Genomic DNA, 18,505 nt, shown 5'->3' with positions numbered 1-18,505 from the left:
ATGGATCGCGCAATCTATACCGCCATGAGTGCCGCCAACGCGGCGCTCAATCGCCAGGCGGTCACCTCAAACAATCTGGCGAACAGCTCCACCGCGGGCTTTCGCGCCCAGCTGGCGGCGTTCCGCTCGGTACCCATTGAAGGGGAAAGCCTGCGCACCCGTGCGCTGGTGGCGGAGACTACTCCGTTTCACGACACCACCATGGGGCCGATTACCCATACCGGCCGCAGCCTGGATGTGGCATTGCCGCAGAACGGCTGGCTGGCGGTAGCGATAGACGACGGCAGCGAAGGCTACACCCGCAACGGCGCCATTGAAGTGGATCAGGAGGGGGCGCTAAGCGTCAACGGCCGTCCGCTGATGGGCGACGGCGGACCGCTGGAAGTGCCGCCGCAGTCGCACGTCACCATCGGCAGCGACGGCACCGTCTCAGCGCTCGGCATGGGCGATGACCCGACGGCGCTGGTGCCGGTTGGCCGCCTGAAGCTGGTCAACGCAGAGATGAACGGCATGGTTCACGGCGACGACGGTCTGTTTCGCACCGCGGGCGGCGAGATACTGGCGCAGGACGAAACCCTGCGCCTGACGCCGGAGGCCATCGAGGGCAGTAACGTCAGCCCGGTGCAGGCGATGACGCAGATGATCGCCAACTCCCGCGGCTTCGACATGAACATGAAGGTGATCCGCACCGCCGACGAAAATGCCCAGAAGGCCAACCAGCTATTGAGCGTGAGCTAAGGCCGCGCAAGGAGTCACTATGATTCGTTCTTTATGGATCGCAAAAACCGGGCTGGAAGCACAGCAGCTCAATATGGACGTCATCTCCAACAACCTGGCGAACGTCAACACCAACGGCTTTAAGCGTCAGCGCGCCGTGTTTCAGGATCTGCTCTATCAGAACATGCGCCAGCCTGGCGCGCAGTCGACCGAGCAGAATACCCTGCCGAGCGGCCTGCAGCTGGGTACCGGCGTACGTCCGGTGGCAACGCAGCGCGTTCACACCCAGGGCGGAATGAACCCGACCGGTGATGAATACGACGTGGCTATCGAAGGGGAAGGTTTCTTCCAGGTGCAGATGCCGGACGGCAGCACCGCCTACACCCGCGACGGTCACTTCTCGAAAAGCCCGGACGGGCAACTGGTGAATGCCGAAGGTTACCCGATCCAGCCGGGGATCGTTATTCCGCAGGATGCCACCAAACTGAACATCGGCAGCGACGGCATTGTGAGCGTGAAGGTGCCGGGTCAGGCGGAAGAGCAGCAGATTGGCCAGCTGACGCTGACCACCTTCGTCAACAACGCGGGTCTCGAAAGCATCGGCGGCAACCTCTACAAAGAGACGCAGTCCTCCGGCGCGCCGAACGAGCTGAACCCGGGCATGGAGAGTGCGGGCACGCTGAAGCAGAGCTACGTGGAAATCTCCAACGTCAACGTGGCGGAAGAGCTGGTGACTATGATTCAGGTGCAGCGCGCCTACGAAATCAACAGTAAGGCGGTTTCGGCATCTGACCAGATGCTGCAGCGTCTTTCCCAGCTGTAATCCTCTCTGGCCGCGCGTGCGGCCAGACATTTTATCGACACTGACATGAAAATACTTTCTATGCACATTCCGGCGGCCGCGCTGCTGGCAAGCACGCTGCTGCTTAGTGGCTGCGCGCACATTATGCAAAAGCCTCTTGTTGAAGGTCCGACAACGGCAACACCATTACCGATGGCACCGGCAGCGACCGGCGGCTCACTGTTTCAGGCAGGGCAGGGGATGAACTACGGCTATCAGCCGATGTTTGAAGACCGCCGCCCGCGTAACGTGGGCGACACGCTGACGATCCTGCTGCAGGAGAACGTGAGCGCCAGCAAAAGTTCCTCCGCCAGTGCCAACCGTAATGGATCGGCCGGTATGGGGCTGATTGCAGTACCGACCAAACTCAACAGCTGGCTGGGCGATGGCAAAGCGGATTTCGAAGCCGAAGGCAAAAACGATTTCGCAGGCAAGGGCGGCGCGGCGGCGCGTAATACCTTTACCGGCACCATCACCGTGACCGTGAAAGAACTGCTGCCCAACGGCAACCTCGGCGTGGTGGGTGAGAAGCAAATTGCCATCAACCAGGGCACCGAATTCATCCGCTTCTCCGGGGTGGTGAACCCGCGCACCATCAGCGGCAGCAATACCGTGCCGTCCACCCAGGTGGCGGATGCGCGCATTGAGTACGTCGGCAACGGCTACATCAACGAAGCGCAGAACATGGGCTGGCTGCAACGCCTGTTCCTGAACCTCTCTCCTTTCTGATATGACCATGAAAAAAGAATCTATCCTGTTTTTTCTCAGCATCCTGCTCTACGGCATGACGCTGGCGGTACCTAAAGTGGTACACGCGGAACGTATCCGCGATCTGGCGACGGTTCAGGGCGTGCGTTCCAACTCCCTGATGGGCTATGGCCTGATTGTCGGTCTTGACGGTACCGGCGACCAGACCATGCAGGCGCCGTTCACCGGTCAGAGCCTGAACAACATGCTCTCGCAGCTGGGGATCACCGTTCCGGCGGGCACCAATATGCAGCTGAAAAACATCGCGGCGGTGATGGTCACCGCCGAGCTGCCGCCGTTTGCCCGTCCGGGCGACAAGCTGGACATCGTGGTCTCCTCGGTGGGCAACGCCAAAAGCCTGCGCGGCGGCACGCTGCTGATGACCCCTCTCAAGGGGGCGGATAACCAGATCTACGCCATCGCCCAGGGCAACATTTTGATTTCCGGCGCAGGGGCGCAGGCGGGCGGTAGCCGCGTACAGGTCAACCAGCTTAACGGCGGGCGCATCAGCAATGGTGCGACCGTCGAGCGGGAAGTGCCGAACGATTTCGCCACCCAGAACATCGTGCGCCTGCAATTGAACGAGAGCGATTTCTCGCTGGCGCAGCAGGTCAGCGACGCCATTAACCAGCGCTACAGCGGCGGGGCGGCGATGCCGGAAGATGCCCGCACCGTGCGCCTGTTCGCGCCGCCTGACGGTCCGTCCCGCGTACGCTTCCTCGCCAACATTCAGGATATCCCGTTGAAGGTTAACGTCCAGGACGCGAAGGTGATTGTGAACTCGCGTACCGGCTCGGTGGTGATGAACCGCCACGTCTCGCTCGATTCCTGCGCCGTGGCGCACGGCTCGCTGACGGTGGAGGTGATGCAGAACAACATCATCAGCCAGCCCGATACGCCGTTTGGCGGCGGGGAGACGGTGGTGGTGCCGCAGACCGATATTTCGGTGCGCGACAGCGGCGGCTCGCTGCAGCACGTGCGCAGCAGTACCGATCTGAACGCGGTGATCCGCGCCCTCAACAGCCTGGGCGCTACGCCAAACGAGCTGATGTCGGTCCTGCAGGCGATGAAAAACGCCGGCTGTCTGCGGGCGAAGCTGGAGGTGAACTGATGAACGCCTTCGACAAGCTCGATCGGCCCGCCTTTGACGTCCGTTCGCTGGACACGCTGAAACGGGAGGCCGGGCGGCAAACGCCCGGCGCACTGAAAGCGGCGGCGAAGCAGATGGAGGGCATCTTCGTGCAGATGATGATGAAGAGCATGCGCGATGCCACCTTTAAAGACGATCTGATGAACAGCCAGTCGTCTGAGATGTACACAGCGATGCACGATCAGCAGGTCGCACAAAATATTGCCGGGAGTGGTCAGCTCGGCTTTGCCGATCTTATCGTCCGCCAGCTGGGCGGTGAGAGTGAGCAGTCTGCCGCAACCGTGAGCGCGCCGGGACGCGACTTTATGCGACCGGATCTCTCTTCGGCTCCCGCCACCGGCCCGCTGCGTCTGCCCGCGCCGGTGTCGTTCGCTAAACCGACGGAAGGGGCGCATCCGTTTATTTCCCGACTGCTGCGCCCGGCCCAGGCGGCCGCGCAGCAGAGCGGGCTGCATCCGCATTTAATTCTGGCGCAGGCGGCGCTGGAGTCCGGCTGGGGCAAGCGCGAAATCCCGGCGGCGGACGGCAGCCCGAGCCACAACCTGTTCGGCATCAAAGCGACGGGCGACTGGCGCGGCAAAACTACCGAGATCACCACCACGGAATACATCAACGGCGTGAAGCAGAAGGTGAAAGCCGCCTTCCGCGTTTACGACTCGTATGAACACGCGCTCGCGGATTACGCGAAGCTGCTGACCAAAAATCCGCGCTATCGCGGGGTCGTGCAATCTGATTCGCCAGAGCAGGGGGCGAAGGCGCTGCAGGCGGGCGGCTACGCGACCGACCCGGCCTACGCCAAAAAGCTCATCACCATTATTCAGAAGGTGAAAGGCGATATTCAGCAGGGTGTGAACGCCTATAAAAACGATATCGACAAACTTTTCTGACAAAGAAGTTTTAGAGAATTTTTAAATCACCGATGAAATAAACAGAGCCATGAACTTTCAGGCCCGGAGGCGAACGCCGGGCCCGCAATCAGGGAATATCCAGAACGTATGAATAACCTTTTTAATTTGGCCAGAAACGGCCTCAGCGTGGCGCAGGCCGCGATCCGGGTGACGGGTGATAACCTGACGAATGGGATGTCCGCCAACTACAGCCGTCGTAGCCTGATTATCGGTGAGCTCGGCGGTATGTCGACCGGGCAGGGCTTTTTTGGCTACGGTGCGCGCGCCGGGGGCGTGGAACGTGCCTACGATGCGTTTGCCAACACCCAGCTGCGCGATTCACTGTCCAGCTACGCCTCCTTCACCGGTCGAATGGAACAGCTGGCGGATATCGATAACATGCTGGCTGACGAGGCGGACAACGTCTCCGTTTCGCTGGGCAAACTGTTTAAGGATATGGCGACGCTGAGCGGCGACCCGGCCGATGGCCCGGCGCGTGCGGCGGTATTTACTTCTCTTGACGTGCTGGCAGGCCGTTATAACGCCAGCGCTAAACGCTTGTCCGGGCTCGAAAAGAGCACCAACAGTCAGATTGAGCGCAGTACCAAAGAGATCAACAGCTTCACCGAACAGCTGGCGCAGGTGAATAAGCAGCTGGAGCGTCTGCAGGGAAATGGCGCGCCGCCTGCCGATCTGCTCGACCAGCGTGATGAATTGCTGGAAAGGCTGAGCGAGCATCTGGGGATTACCGTGACCGAAGACCATACGTCAGGTCGCGTGAGCGTTACGCTGTCAGATGGACGCCCGCTGGTCTCTGAAGGCACGGCGTACAAGCTGCAAACCTCGCCGTCGGATGCCGACCCGGGCAAGGTGATTGTCTCCTACGTGGATGCGAACGGCAAAGCGTCACCGCTGGATGAAAACGCCATCACCAAGGGACGTCTGGGCGGGCTGTTCAAATTCCGCAACGAAGACCTCATCGTCGCCCGTCAGGATCTGGATCAGATTGCCTTTATGATGGCGCACCGGATGAACGAGCAGAACCGCGCAGGTTTTACGCCGGACGGGACGCCGGGTGACGATCTCTTCTCTTTACCGGATATCAAAGCCATTGCGAATGCGAAAAACCAGGGTACAGGCAAACTGGATCAGGTCAGGGTTACCAATTTCGAAAAAGTAAAATCTGAGAATTACGAGATAACGTTTAATGACCCAGACTGGGCCGTCAAAGGGGCCGACGGACGGACGATACCGCTTGAGCCTGGTCCGCGAGATACGCTGAAGTTTGATGGCATAGAAATAAAAGTTCCCTTAGCTGGAGCCGTCAAGCCGGGGGACACTTTCACCCTGAACCCAATGGCGGGCGCAGCCGAAGGTATTAAGTGCAAGATGGCCAGTGCGCAGGACTTTGCCGCATCTGACAACGCTGCGGACGGCCCGGGAAATAACAAAAACCTCGAAGAGATGCTGAAAATTCAGGATGAGGCGCTGATTGGCAACGATACGCTCAGCGCGGCCTATGCCAGCCTGGCGGGGAAAATTGGTGAAAGCGCCCGCGAGGTCAGATCCTACGCCACCAGCGCTGAAAATGATTTGCGCACCAAATATGACACCAAGCAGGCGCTCTCCGGGGTGAATATGGACGAGGAATATATCAACCTCGATATGTTCCGACAGTATTACAACGGCAACGCGCAGCTGTTGAAAACCGCGACCGCGATGTTTGATGCCCTGCTGGCCATCCGATAAGGAAAAGATGATGCGATTAAGTACGCTTTATATGTACAAGCAAAGCTCGGAGTCGATGACAAAGCGCATGAGTCAAAGTAACGACGCTTATCTGCGGATGTCAGCGGGCAAAACGCTACTCAAAGCCTCTGATGACCCAACCGCCGCGACCGACGCGGTCAAACACCAGGACGCGCTGGCGAAGCTGGAGATGTACAGCAGCGTACGCTCCCGGGCTCGCAGCTCGCTGGAGTTTCAGGACCACATTCTGAACGGCGTCGGTAACCTGATGACGACCACTCTGAAGGAAAAAATCGTTGCCGCAGGGTCTGGCGCTTACTCCGATGAAGACCGTAAGGCACTGGGGAAAGAGATAGAAGGTATTCGCGAGAACATGCTGGATTTAGCTAACAGCCGTGACGCATCCGGTCGCTATATCTTCAGCGGGTTTAATACCGATACGCCTGCGTTTGATGAAGACGGGAGGTATCAGGGGAGAGGGGACGCGCGTAAACAAACCGTGGCCGACGGCACTGAGATGCAAACCAGCCACCTCGGTGATGCTGTTTTTGGTGATATTTTTGTGCTTCTCGATAATGCCGTTACGGAATTAAGCCGTGACCCCATTGATGAAGACGCTTTGAAAGCCGCGCTCAGCGCGGCCAGCCAGGGGATCGATGCCGGGATCAACCGGCTGGGTGAAACCCAGGCCGAACTGGGGACCAACATGCAGCAGCTTGATGCCCTGGATCTCACCGGTGATGTGATGATTAACGACACCATTGTCAAAGTGCAGGATGCTATTGGCGCAGATACCAGCATGCTGGTGACGCTGGTGTCGGAATCGCAGATGTCAGAGCTGGCGTTTAACGCCTCGATGTACGTCTACAAAAACATGCAGAAAATGACTCTGTTTAATATGTGAAGCGATAAACCGCTTAATTAACCTTTCTTCAGGCGCTACCGCGTACGGTTAAGCCGTGCGCGGCAGGTGAGAAACTATGTTAACGAAACTCAAAATTTACAGTGCAGTCAGCCTTATTATTGGCCTGTTTGCCATTATGGTATTCGGCGTTACGGCGTATTCCGTCTATAACGCCATGGGTAATAACAGTAATTTTAAACGTATTGTTGTCGCCTCTGAAAATAACGATCAGATGCGCGATGCGGCTTATAACATCAGTGCGGTGATGGCCAATACCAACGGTTTGATGCTGCAGTCGGCGCTGGGTAACCCGGTGTCGGAGAATGTGGCCAAACATACGCAGAACGTCGTGCGTATTGCCCGTCGTAATATGGATGCGTTTATGGCGTCGCCGTTTAACACGCCGGAAGAACGTCGTCTGGCTGCTGAAGTGAACGCGGCATTTAACGCGGTCTATAAAGTGGCCGAAGTGAAGCTGGGCTATTTGCACAACCCTGCAGGCTATTCCGGTTCACTGGAACAGGATATGGAACTGCGCACCACGCTGCGTAATAAAGTGGAGCAGTACAGCGACGCCAGTACCCGTCTCAGTGAAACCTATATCAGCGAGTCCGAACGTGACTACAAGATGATGATGGGCGTTGGCGTATTCGTGGTGTTGCTGGCGATTGTGATGCTGTTTGTTATTCGCTTCTGGCTGCGTAATACCCTGGTACGCCGTATGGAAACGACGGTAGAAACCCTGCGTCGCGTGGCGGCGGGCGATCTCAGCCAGGCAATTGAGAGCGGTAGCCAGAATGAAATCGGCCATATGCTGACCGAACTGGAGACCATGCGTACCTCCCTGACCGGCACCATTCTGGGGATCCGCGACAGCGTGCAGCGCATTCACACCAACGCGCAGGAAATTGCTCACGGCAATAACGATCTCTCTTCCCGTACCGAAGAGCAGGCGGCGGCGTTGCAGGAGACGGCGGCCAGCATGGAGCAGATTAAAACCACCGTGCGTCAGAATGCTGACAACGCCCATGCGGCGCGTGAACTGGCGGAAAGCGCCAGCACCAATGCCCATAACGGCGGGGAAGTGATGCAGAGCCTGGAGCAGATTATGGCCCAGATCACCACCAGCTCGCGCCAGATTGCCGACATCAACGGCGTGATCGACAGCATTGCCAATCAGACCAACATCCTGGCCCTGAACGCGGCGGTGGAAGCGGCACGTGCGGGTGAGCAGGGACGTGGCTTTGCGGTCGTTGCCGAAGAAGTGCGGAACCTGGCAAAACGCAGCGCTGATGCAGCCAAAGAGATCAACCAGCTGATCAATACCAGCGTGAGCAATATTGACATCGGTTCGCGTCAGGTCGGACAGGCCAGCACCGTAATGCAGGAGATTGTGACCTCGGTTTCGCAGGTGACGCAGATCATGGGCGAAATCACCTCGGCATCGGACGAGCAGAGCGCGGGCATCAACCAGATTTCGCAGGCAGTAAATGAAATGGATCTGGTGACCCAGCAGAATGCGGCGATGGTGGAAGAGGCGGCCATGGCAGCGGGGGATCTGGAAGCCCAGTCCGATGCGCTGGAAAAACTGGTGGCGCAATTCAGGCTGAGTCACGAGAGCCGCGTGACGAATGTGGCCGTGGAGTCGAATAAGCCGCAGCGTCAAAAAGAACCAGACCTGGCCCAGTGGGAAACCTTTTAATCATATTAATTGCCGTCATTAAGCACGCTGTTTTGCAACTTAGCGAATTAATTAAAGCGAAGTAACAGAATGCGCATTTTTATAAAGGCTTATCGCACTATTTGAATGCGCCATTTCACCGGATAATTCTCGAAGAGAATAGCGGGTGGAATGCAATCGTGGATGGTATTTATACGGCCGAAGGGCTGGAAGATAAATCGGTAGTCTGGTCTAAGTATCATTATCTGGTGCGGCAGGAAGCATTGCGTTTACATAAGCGACTTCCTGCCAGCGTAGAGCTGGATGATTTAATTCAGGCAGGCTCAATAGGTTTTTTAAGCGCAGTCGAAAGTTTTGACCCGAAAAAAGGGGTGACGCTCACCGCGTGGATCACCCAGCGGGTGAAATGGGCGTTATTAGATGAGCTGAGAGAAAGTGACTGGGTTCCGCGTCGGGTACGAACCCATACGCGGGAAATTGTCGCACTTATTCAGCAAATTGAGCAGGAAAAAGGCGGGGAAGCCACCGAAGCTGAAGTTGCGGAGCGCATGGGCGTCTCGCTGCAGGAATTTCAGCAGATGCTGACGGATAATAACTCCAGCCAGATGTACTCGGTTGATGAGCTGCAGGAAAATTATGCCGACAGCTGGGAAATGAGTGATGACGAGAATGAACAGCTTAATCCGCTGAATGATTCCATCAGGAAGAATTTGATGGAACGGATCGCCGAGCATATTCAGTTCATACCCGAACGAGAGCAGGTGCTGTTACAGCTCTATTACCTTCAGGATTTGAATATGAAAGAGATTGGGCTGATATTGGGGATTACGGAAACGCGCGTGAGTCAGTTACACAGCCTGGCGGTTAAGAGGTTAAGAAGTCGTATGGAGTCGTCATATTAATAATTACAGCGTATTAACATTTAAAGAGTAATACGGGTGGTAGAGCAGGATTAATCATTAAAATCAAGGTTTAATAACGTTTAACAATGCTTTATTAACTTTTTAAATCAACGAGTTAACATCAATTTGATGATTTAGGGAAATTTCTGTCGCTTGTTCGGAAAATGCTTAGTGTTTATGATTTTGCCAGTTTTGTGATGCAGCCTCCTTTGGCATTGATATGATAATTTGGCATTTACTGAGGAAGATTGACTTACCTTAGTGAATATCAATACCAAAAGACTCTCTGCATCAGTTCGGAAACGTTATCTATCTAAACTGACAAGCCAGTTGTTGGCTGAATAACATTGGGAGTTTTCGCCTGTGTCCAATTTCGACGAGTACCTGCAAAATATTCACGATATTAACCTGTCCTATCTTCTGCTGGCACAGCAGCTGATCCGTCAGGATAAATTTGCGGCGGGTTTTCGCCTTGGATTGTCTGAAGGAACAATTGACAATCTTAAAGAACTTTCGTTACCACAATTAATGAAGTTGTCCACCACCAATCAGCTTATTTGTCGCCTGCGTGTTGATGATGAAGTGGTAATTGAAAATCTGACTAAAGATTCGCGCATTGAAGCGCTGCAGCAGATCCACACCGGCATTATTTTGTCGACCAATCTTCTTAACGCCTTAAGCGAAGAAGAAGCCATGACCGCAGAGGAGGCATAATAATGTGTGGTGAAAAAAGTTTGCTGCAGGAAATTGATGAAGTGAATATCGCCATGGGATTAATTACTCTGGGCGCGCGAATGCAGGTACTGGAATCGGAAACGTCGCTAAGCCGCCGTCGTCTGCTTCGGTTATATAAAGAATTACGCGGCTGTCCGCCGCCAAAAGGCATGCTGCCGTTTTCAGAAGACTGGTTTATGTCGTGGGAGCAGAATATTCACTCTTCCATGTTCTACAACATTTTCCTGTATTTGAAAAAGACCGAGCAGGGGCGTTCCATTGAAATGCTGATGAAGACCTATCGCCTTTATCTGGAGCAGTGCAGTTCTTGTGCGGATGATAAGCCGGTTCTTGGGCTGACGCGTGCCTGGACATTATTACGTTTTATCGACTGCGGCATTATTTCGCGTAAAGCCTGCAGCGTCTGCGGCGGCGGTTTTATCGTCACCACGGAATTCATTAAAAACCCATTTACCTGCAGCTTGTGCAGTCCACCGTCGCGTGCGCTTAAAAAATCCCAGGTGAGCAATACCGGGCTTCTGGGCTCGTTCGCCGCGCCGGAAATCCTGACGGCCTGATCCCTGCGACAGCTGTGCGCAAGATGGCATTTACCTGATGCCGGGTCTCCCGGCATCGGTCGACGTATGTAAAAGGAGAAATTGTGTTAGTTATTGTTGGCTATCTTGTTGTCATACTGACCGTTTTTGGTGGTTTTATTCTGTCCGGCGGTAACCTGATGGCGCTGTTTCAGCCGCTGGAGCTGCTGATTATTGGCGGTGCTGGCGTCGGGGCGTTTATCGTCGGCAACAACGTCAAATCCCTGAAAGCCACGGGGAAGGCGTTGGTCAAAGTTTTTATCGGTAAGCGCTACAACAAAGCGGTGTATATGGATTTGATGGCCCTGATGTTCCTGCTGCTCTCCCAGAGCCGCGTGCACGGGCTGATGTCGCTGGAAAAGGACATTGAAGACCCGCAGAACAGCGATATTTTCAGCGCCTATCCCCGCCTGATGAGCGACCCGATGCTCGCCAACTTTATCCTCGATTACTTCCGCCTGATGATCGGCGGCAGCATGAATTCCCATGAAATCGAAGCCCTGATGGACGAAGAGATCGAAACCTGCGAAGAGGAGCTGGAAGTGCCTGCTCACAGCCTGAACACGGTGGGCGACGCGTTTCCGGCGTTCGGTATTGTGGCCGCGGTGATGGGCGTCGTGAATGCCCTGGGGTCGGCGGATCGCCCGGCGGCGGAGCTGGGGATGCTGATTGGCCACGCGCTGGTAGGCACTTTCCTCGGGATCCTGATCGCGTATGGTTTCGTGTTACCGCTGGCGACGTTGCTGCGCCAGAAGAGTTCTGACCAGGTCAAAATTTTGCAGTGCATCAAAGTGACGCTGCTCTCCAGCCTCAACGGCTATGCGCCGCAGATTGCGGTTGAGTTTGGCCGTAAAACCATCTTTACCAGTGAACGTCCGTCGTTTGAAGAGCTGGAAGAGCACGTGCGCGATGTGAAATCCAACGCCACGCTGAAAACCAAATCGGCGGACAATGCAGCATGAAGAACGTCACGCCCGTCATCATTTCACGCAAGCGCAAAAAGAAGAAACACGCGCACCACGGCGGAACCTGGAAGATTGCCTATGCCGACTTTATGACCGCGATGATGGCGTTCTTTCTGGTGATGTGGCTGCTGGCGCAGTCCACGGACATGGAAAGGGAGCTGATTGCCGACTACTTCCGCATGCCGCTGAAGCCATCGATGGCGAACGGCGATAAAACCAGCCTGAGCGACAGCGTCATTCCCGGCGGCGGGGATGACATCCTCAAGCGGCAGGGTGAAGTGTTCAAAGGGCAGCTTAGCCAAATCGATAAGCACAAGCGCATCGAAAGCCTGAAGCAGGCAAAAGAGAAGCTGCAGAAGATGATCGAGACCGATCCGCGGCTGAACAACTTTAAATCCAACATCCTGCTGAACCTCACCAATGACGGCCTGCTGATCCAGATCACCGACTCGCAGGACAGACCGATGTTCCGCGTGGGCAGTGAACTGCCGGAATCCTATATGAACGGCATTCTGCAGGCGCTGGTGCCGCTGCTGCAGGAACTGCCAAACGCGCTGAGCCTGACGGGACACACCGATTCGCTGCCGTATGCCGGTGGCGATGGCGGCTATAGCAACTGGGAACTCTCTGCCGGACGCGCGAATGCCGCCCGCCGGGTGCTAGTCCGTGGCGGGCTTAACGATGAGCGCTTCTTGCGCGTGATCGGCACCGCCAGCCGGATGCCGCTGGAGAACACGCCGCCGGAAAGCGCGGTAAACCGCCGCATCAGCATTCTGGTACTCAGTCGTTCGAAAGAGCAGGAGATCCGTCTGGAAGATACGCAGGCTCAACGTGCAGACAGCGTGCTGAGCGATATCAATCTGCAAAACGTGCAGGGTTATACCGATGGACATGAATGATTTTTCGCAGATCTTTTTTACCGAGGCGGAAGAACTGCTGGCCGAAATGGAGCAGGAACTGCTGCAGCTTGACGTGGTGGCGCCGGACCAGGAACAGCTAAACGCCATCTTTCGCGCCGCACACTCGCTGAAAGGCGGCGCGGCCACCTTTGGATTTACCGCATTACAGGAGACGACCCACCTGCTGGAGAACCTCCTCGACCAGGCGCGGGCAGGGGAGAGAACGCTCAGTCGCTCAATCATCAACCTTTTTCTGGAATGTAAGGACATTATGCAAGCGCAGCTGGAAGCCTATCAGTCTTCGCAGGAGCCTGATGAAGCAAGTTTTCGCTATATCTGTGAAGCCCTGAGGGAGATTGCTCTTGAAGGTCAGCAGCCCACGACGTCAGCGGAGACACCGGCCCCCGCGCCAACGCCGGCCAGCACGGCGAAGGCAACGGAAACCACGCTGGTGGTGACCCTGCGGAACGTCGAGGCGCGCGAGCAGACGATGCTGCGCGACGAGCTGACCAACATGGGCGAGATAACAGACGTTGAGGCGACGTCAGACAGCATGACCGTCACGCTGCGCACGACCGTCACGGCGGACGATATCACCGCCGTGCTCTGCTTTGTGCTCGACAGTAAGCAGATCGAGGTCTGCTCTGCACAAGCCACACCGCCGCCCGCGCCGGTACAAACGCCTGCTGCTGCGCCTGAGACCGTTGTCAAAAAAGCGCCGCCCGCGCCGCGTGCGGCAAATCAGGAGTCGGGCAGCATTCGCGTGGCGGTGAGTAAAGTCGACCAGATCATCAACCAGGTCGGTGAGCTTATCATCACCCAGGCGATGCTCTCCCAGCTGTCGCGTACCCTCGATCCTGCCAGTTACGATCTGCTCTCCGGCTGCGTGGCGCAGATGGAGCGCAACACCCGCGAGCTGCAGGAGTCGGTGATGTCCATTCGTATGATGCCGATGGATTACGTCTTTAGCCGCTTCCCGCGGCTGGTGCATGACCTGGGCTCTCGCCTGAATAAAGTGGTCGAACTGACCCTTAAAGGCGGCTCTGCGGAGCTGGATAAGAGCCTGATCGAGCGCATTATTGACCCGCTGACCCACCTGGTGCGTAACAGCCTTGACCACGGCATTGAAGAGAAAGAGGTGCGCGTCGCCAAAGGCAAACCGGTGACCGGGAACCTGACGCTCTCGGCCGAACACCACGGCGGCAATATCGTGATTGAGGTCAGTGACGATGGGGCGGGGCTGAACCGGGAGAAGATCCTCGCCAAAGCACGTTCTCAGGGCATGACCATCAGCGACACCATGAGTGACGACGATGTGTGGATGCTGATCTTCGCCGCCGGTTTCTCCACCGCCGAAAGCGTAACGGACGTCTCCGGACGTGGCGTTGGGATGGACGTGGTGCGACGTAACATTCTGGCGATGGGCGGCCACGTGGACGTGCTCTCGACGCCAGGGGCAGGGACGACCATCCGCATTATTCTGCCTCTGACGCTGGCGATCCTCGACGGCATGCTGGTGAAGGTGGGGGAGGAGATTTACGTCCTGCCGCTGGGCGCGGTGATGGAGTCGCTGCGGCCGACCGACGAAATGCTGTGCCGCTTTGTCGGTGAAGAGCGTCTGCTGCAGGTGCGCGGCGAATATCTGCCGCTGGTGCTGCTGCGCCAGCGTCTCTCGGTGGCGGGTGAAGCCCCTGCCGATGACGGCATCGTGGTTATCGTGCAAAGCGCGGGCTGCCGCTATGCGCTGTGGGTCGATCAGCTTATCGGCCAGCAGCAGGTGGTGGTGAAGAACCTTGAACATAACTACCGCAAAGTTCCTGGCGTCTCCGCTGCAACCATCCTCGGTGATGGCAGCGTGGCGCTGATCCTTGACGTGGTTGAGCTCTCAACGCTCAACGCACCACAACCCCAGAGGGAGGGGGTAAACGCATGACTGTAGCAACTGCCAGTAAACCCGCCGCAACCGACGCCATCGCGCAGGAGTACCTGGTATTCCGCCTGGGCGACGAAGAGTACGGCATTGATATTCTCAAAGTGCAGGAGATCCGCGGCTGCGATCGCCTGACGCGTATTCCGAACGCGCCGAATTTTATTACCGGCGTGACCAACCTGCGCGGCGTGATTGTGCCGATTGTCGATCTGCGCGTGCGCTTTGAACTGCCCGACCCGTCGCAGGACGACAAAACGGTGGTGATTGTGCTCAATCTGAATGACCGCGTGGTGGGTATCGTGGTTGACGGCGTGGCGGACGTGCTGTCGATTGATGTGGATAACATCAAGCCGACCCCGGACGTGGCCTCGGTACTCTCTGGCCGTTATCTGCTTGGGCTGGGGGTGCTCGACAGCCGAATGATTATTCTGGTGAATATTGAAATGCTGCTGAGCCGCGAGGAGCTGGCGCTGGTGGATGCGGTGGCTGCCTCTCATAGCGATGCCCAGGGCGCAGTGTAGCGCTTTCCGGACACACATCAGCGGCAGAGGTTGCCGCTGATTCATAAGTCGCTATTATGAATGTCCGAGTTTCCAGAAAGCGCTAAGGATTGCCAGAAAATATGCCCGTCAATTTCGACCTCAACGATCTTTACGCCTTCAGAGCCCTGGTGGAGTACGGTAACTTCCGTATCGCCGCGGAATCTATCTGTATCTCCCAGTCCGCCTTAAGCCGCCGCATTGAAAAGCTGGAGACGGCAGTCGGCGCGAAACTGTTCGACAGAACCACCCGGCGCGTGACGCTGACGCTTTTCGGGCAAACTTTTGCCGACCGCTGCGGGCAGCTTCTGGAAAACGTGGAGTCGATGCTGGCGGATATCGACAAGGTAAGCGAGGAGCGCACCGGGCTTATCACCGTCGCCACCGTGCCTTCGGCGGCCTGTCATTTTATGCCGGAGGTGATCCGCCAGTTCCACAGCCGCTATCCGCGCGTGCGCATCAAGCTTATCGACAGCAGCGCGGGCAACGTGATTGAGGCGGTGGCCAGCGGGCAGGCGGATTTTGGCATCTGTTTTGCGAGAACCCTTCAGCCGGATATCACCTTTATTCCGCTGGTGGAGGATGTGTATGTCGCCGCGTGTCGTCGCGATAGTCCGCTGGCGGGGCGCAAGAGTCTGACCTGGGAGGCGTTTTATCAGCAGGATTACATTAGCCTGGATATTACGTCGGGGAACCGGAATCTGCTCGATCAGATGCTCGGCCACATTAAGCCGGAGCGTCCGGGGATTTGCGAGACGCGCCACGTCACCACGATGCTGGGAATGGTAGAAGCGGGGATAGGCATTGCTGCCGTCCCCGCCATGTCAATGCCGCACGCTGAGCATTCCATTCTGACGCATATCCCGCTGACCGAGCCCGAAGTGAAACGCACTGTCGGGCTGATCCGGCGCAGCGGGCGTATTCAGTCGTGGATTGCCGCCGAGCTGGAAACCCTCATTACTGCGCGTTATCGCGCGGCGTAGCGACGGGGATCATCCCGGTGGCGGTGATGGTTTCCTGTGCTTTCGCTGAAGCGAGGTAATCCAGCAGGGCTTTCCCCTCGGAAGGGTGCTCCGCGTGGGCGGTGACCGCCCCGGCAAAACGGGTGATGTATTGCAGATTATCCGGCAGTTTGCCGACAAAGGTCACGCCGGGCACGGGTAACAGCTCGCTAACCTGCTGGAAACCCACGGCGTATTTCCCTTTCGCCACCTCAGAGGCGACTGGGATCCGCTCCACCTTGTGCGCTTTTCCCTCTACCTGTGCTTCAATTCCCAGCTTTTTGAACAGCTCTGTTTGCACATACCGGCCGCTGGCGCTGTCGGAGTAGGCGATGGCGCTGGCCTGAAGCAGGGTCTGTTTTAGCGCGCTATCGGTGGCGATATCCGGTACCGGCGAGCCGGCTTTCACCACCACGCCGATGGGGGAATCCGCCAGTTCAACGCGCGAGCCCGCTTTGACCATCTGGTCCTTCGCCAGATGCGTCAGCGCATCACCGACCATAATCACCACGTCCGCTTTTTCACCGCGAGCCAGCCGGTTGGGGATCGCCTGCGGCGTCTTTCCCATCGACGGCCCCGGGATCAGCACGATGCGATCGCCCGTCTGGGCTTCATACTGAGGGGCGAGCTTCTCCAGCGCAGCCTTGAAGCCGCCTGAAATCATGACCGTCACCTCCTGAGCCAGCGCGCCTGCGCTGGTTGCCATCAACACCAGCCCGGTCAGTCCTGAACGTAAAAATGTGTGCATATTATCCTCTCTGTACTTGCAGACTCATCGCGCTGCGGCGATAGAGATAAAGCGTTGCCAGCAGTGCGCAAATCGCCGCGAAGCTCATCCAGTAGCCCGGGGAGGCTTTGTCACCGGTGTACTCAATCAGGGCCGTTGAAATGACCGGCGTAAACCCGCCGAAGACGGCGGTAGCGAGGCTGTACGCCAGTGAGAAACCGGCCACACGCACTTCAACCGGCATGATCTCCGTCAGGGCCGGGATCATCGCGCCGTTGTAGAGGCCATAGAGGAATGAGAGCCACAGCAGCACGCTCAGCATCATGGAGAAGCTGGGCGCGTTAGCCAGCAGCGTCAGGGCCGGATAGCTGGTCGCCAGCGCCAGCAGGGTCATGGCAATCAGCACCGGTTTACGGCCGAAGCGGTCCGACAGGGCACCGCCCACCGGCAGCCAGATAAAGTTAGAGATCGCCACCAGCAGCGTCACCAGCAGGCTGTCGGAGGCGCTCAGCATTAACACTTTTTTGCCAAAGGTGGGCGCGTAAACGGTGATCAGATAAAAGGCCGTTGTGGTCATGGCCACCATCAGCATACCCGCGACCACAACCGGCCAGTTCGCCAGCAGGGTGGTAAAGACCTGACGCATCGCCAGCGTGTGACGGCGCGCGCGGAACTCTTCGGTCTCTTCCAGCTTGCGGCGCAGGAAGAAGATAAACGGCACAATCAGGCAGCCGAACAGGAACGGGATCCGCCAGCCCCATTCACGAATGGCGCTCTCTTCCAGCATCGCGTTCAGCGCAAAGCCCATTGCGGCGGCCACCATAATCGCCACCTGCTGGCTACCAGACTGCCAGCTGGTGTAAAAGCCTTTGCGGCCCGGCGTGGCAATTTCCGCCAGATAGACGGAGACGCCGCCAAGCTCCGCCCCGGCGGAAAAGCCTTGCAGCAGGCGTCCAGCCAGCACCAGCAGCGGCGCCCACAGGCCGATACTTTCATAAGAGGGGATCAGCACAATCAGGAAGGTGCCGGCCGCCATAATCGACAGGGTGACGATCAGCCCTTTGCGACGACCGACCTTGTCGATGTAAGCCCCAAGGACAATCGCGCCGATGGGGCGCATTAAGAAGCCTGCGCCGAAGACGGCGAAGGTCATCATCAGTGACGCAAATTCACTGCTCGCCGGGAAGAAGGTATGCGCGATGTAGGTGGCGTAAAACCCGAACAGGAAGAAGTCGAATTGCTCAAGGAAATTGCCCGAGGTGACGCGAAGTATCGCGCCCGCTCGTGCGCGAACGGTTGCAGGTGGGGTTGAGGAAATCATGGTCGTCTCCAGTTTATTATTGACGTGTTGTCCGTCTGTTTCTGAAAACTGGATCAGTGAGGAGGATTTTATAAGCGCAATAAACACATCATCTGATGCGTGTGCTGCATCAATCGGGATGGGGGCGTTGAGAGTTATTTGTTTAACAATGAGTTAACATTGTGTTGATGATTTATTCACCTGACGACGCTAGCGTATCGTGTTTGCTATTTTGTGAACAGACGCAGCCAGCGAA

At 57.0% G+C, this 18,505-nt stretch carries 18 protein-coding genes; 16 read left to right on the top strand and 2 right to left on the bottom strand.

The genetic code is table 11. The features are described from left to right. The 16 genes from PYW49_RS18675 (at position 1) to PYW49_RS18600 (ending at position 16,204) form a co-directional block, all read left to right on the top strand. A complete protein-coding gene (locus PYW49_RS18675) occupies positions 1–738 on the top strand; it encodes a flagellar basal body rod protein FlgF (RefSeq protein WP_320387181.1) in 738 nt (245 codons plus the stop codon). Positions 739–757: 19 nt separating this feature from the next. Further along, entirely contained in the window at positions 758–1,540 is a 783-nt protein-coding gene (gene flgG, locus PYW49_RS18670) for a flagellar basal-body rod protein FlgG (RefSeq protein ID WP_222168798.1), read from the top strand. A 60-nt stretch (positions 1,541–1,600) separates the two neighbouring features. Then, positions 1,601–2,287 carry a flagellar basal body L-ring protein FlgH gene (locus PYW49_RS18665; RefSeq protein ID WP_320387233.1) on the top strand — a complete coding sequence of 229 codons (687 nt, stop codon included), beginning with the start codon at positions 1,601–1,603 and terminating at the stop codon, positions 2,285–2,287. A gap of 1 nt (position 2,288) precedes the next feature. Next, positions 2,289–3,416: a flagellar basal body P-ring protein FlgI gene (locus tag PYW49_RS18660; RefSeq protein WP_320387180.1), complete on the top strand. Its 1,128-nt coding sequence runs from the start codon at positions 2,289–2,291 to the stop codon at positions 3,414–3,416. After that, positions 3,416–4,342 (top strand): flagellar assembly peptidoglycan hydrolase FlgJ, encoded by a 927-nt coding sequence (gene flgJ, locus PYW49_RS18655; RefSeq protein ID WP_320387179.1) that lies wholly within the window; start codon positions 3,416–3,418, stop codon positions 4,340–4,342. Before PYW49_RS18660 ends, flgJ begins: the two co-directional genes overlap by 1 nt. 108 nt (positions 4,343–4,450) lie before the next feature. After that, positions 4,451–6,091, top strand: a complete 1,641-nt coding sequence (flgK, locus tag PYW49_RS18650; RefSeq protein ID WP_320387178.1) for a flagellar hook-associated protein FlgK — start codon at positions 4,451–4,453, stop codon at positions 6,089–6,091. 10 nt (positions 6,092–6,101) lie between these two features. Continuing rightward, a complete protein-coding gene (flgL, locus tag PYW49_RS18645) occupies positions 6,102–6,995 on the top strand; it encodes a flagellar hook-associated protein FlgL (protein ID WP_320387232.1) in 894 nt (297 codons plus the stop codon). 76 nt (positions 6,996–7,071) lie between these two features. Further along, positions 7,072–8,697, top strand: a complete 1,626-nt coding sequence (locus PYW49_RS18640; RefSeq protein WP_320387177.1) for a methyl-accepting chemotaxis protein — start codon at positions 7,072–7,074, stop codon at positions 8,695–8,697. A gap of 158 nt (positions 8,698–8,855) precedes the next feature. Beyond that, positions 8,856–9,578: an RNA polymerase sigma factor FliA gene (gene fliA, locus PYW49_RS18635; protein WP_320387231.1), complete on the top strand. Its 723-nt coding sequence runs from the start codon at positions 8,856–8,858 to the stop codon at positions 9,576–9,578. 363 nt (positions 9,579–9,941) lie between these two features. Continuing rightward, entirely contained in the window at positions 9,942–10,292 is a 351-nt protein-coding gene (gene flhD, locus PYW49_RS18630; RefSeq protein ID WP_134348035.1) for a flagellar transcriptional regulator FlhD, read from the top strand. A 2-nt stretch (positions 10,293–10,294) separates the two neighbouring features. Continuing rightward, entirely contained in the window at positions 10,295–10,870 is a 576-nt protein-coding gene (gene flhC, locus PYW49_RS18625) for a flagellar transcriptional regulator FlhC (RefSeq protein ID WP_320387176.1), read from the top strand. Positions 10,871–10,953: 83 nt separating this feature from the next. Beyond that, complete coding sequence (motA, locus tag PYW49_RS18620; protein WP_320387175.1) at positions 10,954–11,850, top strand: flagellar motor stator protein MotA; 897 nt, start codon at positions 10,954–10,956, stop codon at positions 11,848–11,850. Then, positions 11,847–12,752, top strand: coding sequence for a flagellar motor protein MotB (gene motB / locus PYW49_RS18615; protein ID WP_320387174.1), 906 nt, complete (start codon positions 11,847–11,849; stop codon positions 12,750–12,752). Before motA ends, motB begins: the two co-directional genes overlap by 4 nt. Beyond that, positions 12,739–14,685, top strand: coding sequence for a chemotaxis protein CheA (gene cheA, locus PYW49_RS18610; protein WP_320387173.1), 1,947 nt, complete (start codon positions 12,739–12,741; stop codon positions 14,683–14,685). The genes motB and cheA overlap by 14 nt, the downstream gene beginning before the upstream one ends. Continuing rightward, positions 14,682–15,203 (top strand): chemotaxis protein CheW, encoded by a 522-nt coding sequence (locus PYW49_RS18605; protein ID WP_134348040.1) that lies wholly within the window; start codon positions 14,682–14,684, stop codon positions 15,201–15,203. Before cheA ends, PYW49_RS18605 begins: the two co-directional genes overlap by 4 nt. 101 nt (positions 15,204–15,304) lie before the next feature. Next, entirely contained in the window at positions 15,305–16,204 is a 900-nt protein-coding gene (locus PYW49_RS18600; RefSeq protein ID WP_134348041.1) for a LysR family transcriptional regulator, read from the top strand. Here the strand turns inward: PYW49_RS18600 and PYW49_RS18595 are convergent. Together PYW49_RS18595 and tcuC are read right to left on the bottom strand one after the other, a co-directional pair. Further along, positions 16,179–16,970: a substrate-binding domain-containing protein gene (locus tag PYW49_RS18595; protein WP_407057618.1), complete on the bottom strand. Its 792-nt coding sequence runs from the start codon at positions 16,968–16,970 to the stop codon at positions 16,179–16,181. The two genes, PYW49_RS18600 and PYW49_RS18595, sit on opposite strands and share 26 nt — an antisense overlap. Before the next feature lies 1 nt (position 16,971). After that, positions 16,972–18,270 carry an MFS transporter gene (gene tcuC, locus PYW49_RS18590; protein WP_134348043.1) on the bottom strand — a complete coding sequence of 433 codons (1,299 nt, stop codon included), beginning with the start codon at positions 18,268–18,270 and terminating at the stop codon, positions 16,972–16,974. Positions 18,271–18,505: the final 235 nt, after the last annotated feature.

The organism is Enterobacter chinensis (assembly GCF_034008295.1).
Classification (GTDB): Bacteria; Pseudomonadota; Gammaproteobacteria; order Enterobacterales; family Enterobacteriaceae; genus Enterobacter; species Enterobacter chinensis.
Note: the sequence above shows the minus strand (reverse complement) of the source record. Positions and strands in the feature narration are given on the sequence as shown.

Coding starts and splice junctions, on each gene's coding strand:
- PYW49_RS18675 (WP_320387181.1), top strand. CDS start 1: ATGGATCGCGCAATCTATACCGCCATGAGTGCCGCCAACGCGGCGCTC.
- flgG (WP_222168798.1), top strand. CDS start 758: ATGATTCGTTCTTTATGGATCGCAAAAACCGGGCTGGAAGCACAGCAG.
- PYW49_RS18665 (WP_320387233.1), top strand. CDS start 1,601: ATGCACATTCCGGCGGCCGCGCTGCTGGCAAGCACGCTGCTGCTTAGT.
- PYW49_RS18660 (WP_320387180.1), top strand. CDS start 2,289: ATGACCATGAAAAAAGAATCTATCCTGTTTTTTCTCAGCATCCTGCTC.
- flgJ (WP_320387179.1), top strand. CDS start 3,416: ATGAACGCCTTCGACAAGCTCGATCGGCCCGCCTTTGACGTCCGTTCG.
- flgK (WP_320387178.1), top strand. CDS start 4,451: ATGAATAACCTTTTTAATTTGGCCAGAAACGGCCTCAGCGTGGCGCAG.
- flgL (WP_320387232.1), top strand. CDS start 6,102: ATGCGATTAAGTACGCTTTATATGTACAAGCAAAGCTCGGAGTCGATG.
- PYW49_RS18640 (WP_320387177.1), top strand. CDS start 7,072: ATGTTAACGAAACTCAAAATTTACAGTGCAGTCAGCCTTATTATTGGC.
- flhC (WP_320387176.1), top strand. CDS start 10,295: ATGTGTGGTGAAAAAAGTTTGCTGCAGGAAATTGATGAAGTGAATATC.
- motB (WP_320387174.1), top strand. CDS start 11,847: ATGAAGAACGTCACGCCCGTCATCATTTCACGCAAGCGCAAAAAGAAG.
- cheA (WP_320387173.1), top strand. CDS start 12,739: ATGGACATGAATGATTTTTCGCAGATCTTTTTTACCGAGGCGGAAGAA.
- PYW49_RS18605 (WP_134348040.1), top strand. CDS start 14,682: ATGACTGTAGCAACTGCCAGTAAACCCGCCGCAACCGACGCCATCGCG.
- PYW49_RS18600 (WP_134348041.1), top strand. CDS start 15,305: ATGCCCGTCAATTTCGACCTCAACGATCTTTACGCCTTCAGAGCCCTG.
- PYW49_RS18595 (WP_407057618.1), bottom strand. CDS start 16,970: ATGCACACATTTTTACGTTCAGGACTGACCGGGCTGGTGTTGATGGCA.
- tcuC (WP_134348043.1), bottom strand. CDS start 18,270: ATGATTTCCTCAACCCCACCTGCAACCGTTCGCGCACGAGCGGGCGCG.